We start from the raw sequence: 6,361 nt of genomic DNA, 5'->3' as shown, positions 1-6,361 counted from the left end.
GATCTTGCTTTTTCTTTCTTCTTCCTAATTATGAGCTTCTAGCTTGCATTGTAGTTTTTTTCGCTGTGTAGTTTTCAAAGAACAGGTACTACTGAAAGATCTTTTGATCTCTCAAAATTAAACAGTGATTTCCTTAAACTCCGTTAAACCGACCTAGAAGTATCTTTACTCCTTAGAAAGGAGGTGATCCAGCCGCACCTTCCGATACGGCTACCTTGTTACGACTTCACCCCAATCACTAGCCCCACCTTAGACGGCTGCCCCTCATTCGGAAGTCGGAAATCGGATGTCGGTTGTCTGTTCAGTTGTCAAGTATCCATTGTCTGCTGTCAGTTCTTGTTGCAATCGGCTTAGCCAATTGCTTCTATTTCTGACCTCGGACTTCTGTCCTCTGACTTCTGTTTAGACTTCTGACTTCTGACCTCTGACCTCCGAACGAGTTAGCTCACCGGCTTCGGGTGTTGCCAGCTTTCGTGGTGTGACGGGCGGTGTGTACAAGGCCCGGGAACGTATTCACCGCAGTATGCTGACCTGCGATTACTAGCGATTCCGACTTCATGTAGGCGAGTTTCAGCCTACAATCCGAACTGTGATCGGCTTTTTGGGATTTGCTCCACCTCACGGTCTCGCTGCCCTCTGTACCGACCATTGTAGCACGTGTGTAGCCCAGGACATAAGGGGCATGATGATTTGACGTCATCCCCACCTTCCTCCGGTTTGTCACCGGCAGTCTACTTAGAGTGCCCATCTTATTGCTGGCAACTAAGTACAGGGGTTGCGCTCGTTGCGGGACTTAACCCAACATCTCACGACACGAGCTGACGACAACCATGCACCACCTGTCTCTCTGTTTCCGAAGAAAACTCCATATCTCTATGGACGTCAGAGGATGTCAAGCCCTGGTAAGGTTCTTCGCGTTGCGTCGAATTAAACCACATGCTCCACCGCTTGTGCGGGCCCCCGTCAATTCCTTTGAGTTTCAGCCTTGCGGCCGTACTCCCCAGGCGGGGTACTTAATGCGTTTGCTGCGGCACTGAAGGGGTCGATACCTCCAACACCTAGTACCCATCGTTTACGGCGTGGACTACCAGGGTATCTAATCCTGTTTGCTCCCCACGCTTTCGCGCCTCAGTGTCAGGGTCAATCCAGAAAGTCGCCTTCGCCACTGGTGTTCCTCCTAATATCTACGCATTTCACCGCTACACTAGGAATTCCACTTTCCTCTCTTGCCCTCAAGTCATACAGTTTCAAATGCATGCCCGAAGTTAAGCCCCGGGGTTTCACACCTGACTTGTTTGACCACCTACACGCCCTTTACGCCCAGTAATTCCGGACAACGCTTGCCACCTACGTATTACCGCGGCTGCTGGCACGTAGTTAGCCGTGGCTTCCTCCTTGGGTACCGTCACCTTATTCCCTATTCAAAAATAAGACTTCTTCCCCATTGACAGAGCTTTACGACCCGAAGGCCTTCTTCACTCACGCGGCGTTGCTGCGTCAGGGTTTCCCCCATTGCGCAATATTCCCCACTGCTGCCTCCCGTAGGAGTCTGGGCCGTGTCTCAGTCCCAGTGTGGCCGTCCACCCTCTCAGGCCGGCTACCCATCGTCGCCTTGGTGAGCCTCTACCTCACCAACTAGCTAATGGGACGCGGGTCCATCCTTTATCGGAAGCTTATTCCAGAGGCCTCCTTTTCTTACTGTATGATGCCATACTGTAAGCTTATCCGGTATTAGCTCCAGTTTCCCGGAGTTATCCCAGCTTAAAGGGTAGGTTACCCACGCGTTACTCACCCGTCCGCCACTGATTGGAAGTCAGTCATCGGAAGTCCGATGTCCGCTCTTGTCTGCAATTGGCTTGCCAATTGCTTCTATTGCAGACTTCTGACCTCTGACGACTGACCTCCGCTCCGTTCGACTTGCATGTGTTAAGCACGCCGCCAGCGTTCGTCCTGAGCCAGGATCAAACTCTCCAGTTATATTTTTTCTAGCTTAAGTCTTAACCTAAGCTAGTTTTTAACTTTCGTTTGACCTGCTCGTTTTTTTGGACTTGTTGTCCTGTTAATTCTTTACTGTTTGTGCCTTACTATATTATCTTCATAATTTAGTTTGGCTTTAATATTAACGGGTTTAATTCTATCACTGTTCAATTCTCAAAGATCATTTTTTTCTTGCTTTTGTCTTTTGTTTCTTCTTGCTTTTGTCCTGCTTCTTTGTGGCAGGAACTTTAGTTTAGCACATCTGCTTTAGTTTTGCAACTGGTATGTACTGGAACTTTTCGTTTTTATCTGCTGTTTTTTGGGTTGTTTCTGTGTTTTGTTTGTTGTTCCAGCTACATTTCTTTGCTTTACTGCTCCAGACGACAATAGTTATGATAACATCTCTTTTTCTTCTTGTCAACTGGTTTTTGGTCATATTTATCCAATTCTATACAAGTTTTATAGATTGCAAGTTTTCCATTTTTCCCATCCCACGATTAAGCACTCTGCCTTAATTGGCTATTCATAATATTTTGTGTGTCTATGAGTCAAAGCCCAGGGGCCCAAACTCAATGTCTGGGCCCTATAATTCTATTTATCTTCTTTTTTCACTTTTTCAATTACTATAGCACAGTCTGGACATACAAGCTGACACATTTTACAGGCTATACATGGCTTGCCGTGTCCAGGTTCCACAGTTGGTGTTCCAAAAACACCTAGTTCCTTAGACCAAGCTATGGTATCAACAGGGCATTTTTCTATACAAAGGCCACAGCCTTTGCATAACCCAGGAAATAGGTGAAAAATTCCTTTGCCATCTTCTTTTACAACAGCTTTAAACTCAACGGCCACTTTTATCCCTCCCTAGACTTGGTCTTTAACTAGATCAATGCCCCTTTCAAGGGCTTTGTAGTTTAGTTCCCTTAACTTAGGATCCTGCTCAAACTTGTAACCTAACTTTTTTTCTATGGCAGCCTTGGCCTGTTCACCTGTTACGACACCGGTCATTCCAATTACCGCCCCCATAATTATTACATTAAACACCCTTGGATGAAATTCTTCCTTGGCCACATCAATAGCTGGTATGCCAATAACACGCCTGGCATTTGTGGGAAGATCATTTTCAATGCCTTTAATAGCCGCATCATATACAAAAAGAGTATCTTCATTAACATATTTTCTTGTCCTGCGAACAGCCCTATCACTTAAAGCTATAATTATGTCGGCAAATTTAAACTTTGGAGAGCCAATGGGCTCCTCTGATATTTGCACATATGCAATCGAAACCCCTCCCCTTTGTTCAACACCAAAGTTAGGTATATATAAGGCTTCTTTGCCCTCCTCGTAAGCAGCTTCCACCAAGATATTAGCAACGGATTGCACTCCCTGACCACCTTCACCCGCTAAGGCAATCTTAGCTCCCTTTGCCATGATCAACCCTCCCTTTTGCTTTCGCCTGGAACTTTTATCTCGCCGACCTTGAAATACTTGACCATATCTTCTTCAACAAACTTCCATGTTTGTTCTGCGTTGGTTCTCCAGTTGGTTGGACATAGGGAAAGAACTTCAACAAATGAGAAGCCTCTGCCATCTTTGACATTTTCAATGGCTTTTTTTATGAATTTTTTCATCTGCCTGGGATTAGCCACAGTTGCTCTGGCAACATAGGCACCTTCCTGGGAAACTGCAGCAACCATTTCTGGCCCTTGAAAGGGAGGACCTGTCATTTCCACATCTCTTCCATAGGGGCTGGTTTCTGTCTTTTGCCCCGGTAACGTAGTGGGTGCCATCTGCCCGCCGGTCATCCCATACTGGGTATTGTTGGCTAATAGTACTAAAACTTTATCGTTTCTGGCTGCTGAGTTGATCAAATGCTGCGAACCGATTGCATATCCTCCACCATCACCCATGTATGCAATACCAATAACCTCTTCATCAGCTCTTCTAATACCAACAATTACTGGTGTGGTACGACCATGGTGTGTTTGGATTGTATCCACATTAAAGAAATCCCATGCTAATAAGGAACAGCCTATATCACAACCAAATACTGTTTTATCTGCAATTTCAAACTCATCTATGATTTCTCCCAAAGCCTTAAGAATTAATGGATGACCACAGCCTGGACAAAATTTGTGAGGTTTTGTCTCCAAGCGCCAGCTTTTAGGCATCTGAGGTTGAATAGACATTTTTTTTGCCTCCTCTTGTATAAATAATGTTTGGAGATACACCATCTCATGTAAGGAGGCGCATCTCAATTCGGGTTTTAAGTTTGGCTTTGTGCATAGTTCTTTTGTGCTAATGCGAAACAAGACAGAGGAACCGTCCCCTTGTCTGGTTATAGTAGTTTTTTAGCTTCTTTAACAACCTCTTCTACAGTTATTCCCTCTCCAGGCCTAAAATATGGGGTTATAGGAGTACTGACTCCATAGATGGCTTCTTTTACTATTTTATCAAACTGTCCATATGCCGACTCAACAACTAATATGTTTTTAGCCTGGCCTGCATATTTTTTAAGCTCCGCATGGGGAAAGGGTCTTAATGTGATGGGTCTAAAATGCCCCGCTTTTAAACCCTCTTCTCTTAACAGCTTTACTGCTCCCTGGGCAGCCCGTGATACAATACCGTGGGCAAGAATTAGTACATCTGCATCATCACAATTATAGGAAACATATTCTACTACCTCAGGAGCCATTTTATTGTAATTATCAACTAAATCCATTACCACTTCATACAGCTCATCTTCCATGTTGTATGTATTTCTTAAATGAATAGGTTTTCTATCCACACCTGGCACACCAGGTTTACGAACAATTGGCTCAGGATCCACCATCTGTATTCCCCTAACCTCGGGGTCGTACATTACAAGCGATTCTCTCATTTTAGACTGATATCCATCACCAAGAACAAAGGTCGGCATACGATATTTCCAAGCAGCATTAAATGCTTTAATAGTATAGTCATAGAGCTCCTGATGGTTTTCTGTTGAATAAACAATCCTGAGCCCCTCACCATTGCCGCCAAAACACGTTAATGTTGTTTCCTGCTGAGAATATATAACAGTAGCAGTTGATGGACCACCCCTTTGGCAGATGATGAATACTGCAGGCACCTTCATCATTTCTGCCATGGACATAGGCTCTTGCATTAAAGTATTTCCTGGCCCAGCCGTTGCAGTGAATGCCTTTCTTCCACTAAAAACTCCACCTAAGCAGGTGAACCCAGCGGATATTTCGTCCTCGGTTTGCAAAAACTTTTTACCATATTTTGGAGCTATTCTTGTCCAATAGTGCATAATTTCATTTTGGGGTGTAATGGGATATCCATACATGATCTCTGCCCCTGCTGCAAGTGCTGCCCAAGCAACTGCTTCGTTTCCAGTAACAAACACTTTCTTTTCGCCTTCTATAGGTTTTACAGCCATTATATTTAACACCTCCTAAATATTCTAATCAACTTAACATTTTATTACAGGTAAATATATAATGCAACTAATTACCAAAAGGTTTCAGGCATAAATCTTTCAATGTAAAATACAGGGTTGCCTGCACAGTCTACATCACCCAAAATTGATTGGTGTTTTTTTTCAGCAGTTGTGAACACAACTGGTATATGAAGAATTTGGGAAGCTTTATCAACTATTTTCGCTCCATTTTGAATAACATCAATATCTGTATCGCTGCCCAGATGAGTATTATTTACAATCCCATCCACACGACCAAGACTTCTTATGTAATCAACAATATCCTCTGGGATACTTGTCATTGGTCTTGATACATTGACGATTGCATAAATTTTGAGATATTGGTTTTCGTAAGCCCCATGAATAAGATTTAATGTTTTAGCACCTTCTACACCATACCCTACATCTAATATTAAATCCCCTGTTCTTTTTAACACCCACCTGAATTCAGGCTTTATTATACTGCCTGCTTCACCTAATCCCATGGTTTTGCGACTTTCCCAGGCAAGAACCGTTAAGCCCATAGCCTCTAATTTCTTTTTAATAGGACGCAGGGTATAAAAAGGCTCAACTATATCTAAATCAACGAGGGTTACACTTCTGCCCTGTTTCATTAACCATAGAGCCCTATTTACTGCATTTTCACTTTTGCCACTTGCATATTCACCTATATACGCCTCCACAATACGACTTTCCAAGCTTTTTCACCTCTAGGTTATTATTAGCATCATATAATCTTTAAATACTAGAATAAGGCATTTAGATAAAAATTTAAAGGGTATTAGAACAAAGATTTAAAGAAAGATTTAAGGCTATTTTTCTTTAAAAAAACAGCCTTTCACTAATTTTTTAGCAAAAGGCTGAACACAGTTTAGTTGTTTTGGCACTTAAACGCCTTTAAACTAAACCTTTTAAGGGAGG

General features: G+C 43.1%; 6 protein-coding genes and 1 rRNA gene. All 7 read right to left on the bottom strand.

What is annotated here, in order from left to right; genetic code table 11:
* Positions 1 to 176: 176 nt before the first annotated feature.
* Positions 177 to 1,977 (bottom strand): 16S ribosomal RNA (locus tag K364_RS0116350).
* A gap of 253 nt (positions 1,978 to 2,230) precedes the next feature.
* On the bottom strand, positions 2,231 to 2,413 hold the full coding sequence (locus K364_RS26770; protein ID WP_156946501.1) for a hypothetical protein: 183 nt from the start codon (positions 2,411 to 2,413) through the stop codon (positions 2,231 to 2,233).
* Positions 2,414 to 2,568: 155 nt separating this feature from the next.
* Positions 2,569 to 2,829, bottom strand: coding sequence for a 4Fe-4S dicluster domain-containing protein (locus K364_RS0116345; protein WP_035269777.1), 261 nt, complete (start codon positions 2,827 to 2,829; stop codon positions 2,569 to 2,571).
* A gap of 12 nt (positions 2,830 to 2,841) precedes the next feature.
* Complete coding sequence (locus K364_RS0116340) at positions 2,842 to 3,408, bottom strand: 2-oxoacid:ferredoxin oxidoreductase subunit gamma family protein (RefSeq protein ID WP_028308905.1); 567 nt, start codon at positions 3,406 to 3,408, stop codon at positions 2,842 to 2,844.
* A 2-nt stretch (positions 3,409 to 3,410) separates the two neighbouring features.
* On the bottom strand, positions 3,411 to 4,166 hold the full coding sequence (locus tag K364_RS0116335) for a thiamine pyrophosphate-dependent enzyme (RefSeq protein WP_035269775.1): 756 nt from the start codon (positions 4,164 to 4,166) through the stop codon (positions 3,411 to 3,413).
* 149 nt (positions 4,167 to 4,315) lie between these two features.
* Positions 4,316 to 5,401, bottom strand: coding sequence for a ferredoxin oxidoreductase (locus K364_RS0116330; RefSeq protein WP_028308903.1), 1,086 nt, complete (start codon positions 5,399 to 5,401; stop codon positions 4,316 to 4,318).
* 71 nt (positions 5,402 to 5,472) lie between these two features.
* Positions 5,473 to 6,138, bottom strand: coding sequence for an ATP synthase (locus K364_RS0116325; protein ID WP_028308902.1), 666 nt, complete (start codon positions 6,136 to 6,138; stop codon positions 5,473 to 5,475).
* Positions 6,139 to 6,361: the final 223 nt, after the last annotated feature.

Source organism: Desulfitibacter alkalitolerans DSM 16504 (genome assembly GCF_000620305.1).
In the GTDB taxonomy this organism is placed as follows: domain Bacteria; phylum Bacillota; class DSM-16504; order Desulfitibacterales; family Desulfitibacteraceae; genus Desulfitibacter; species Desulfitibacter alkalitolerans.
The sequence above is the reverse complement of the archived record's forward strand: the minus strand, read 5'-3'. Positions and strand labels throughout refer to the sequence as shown.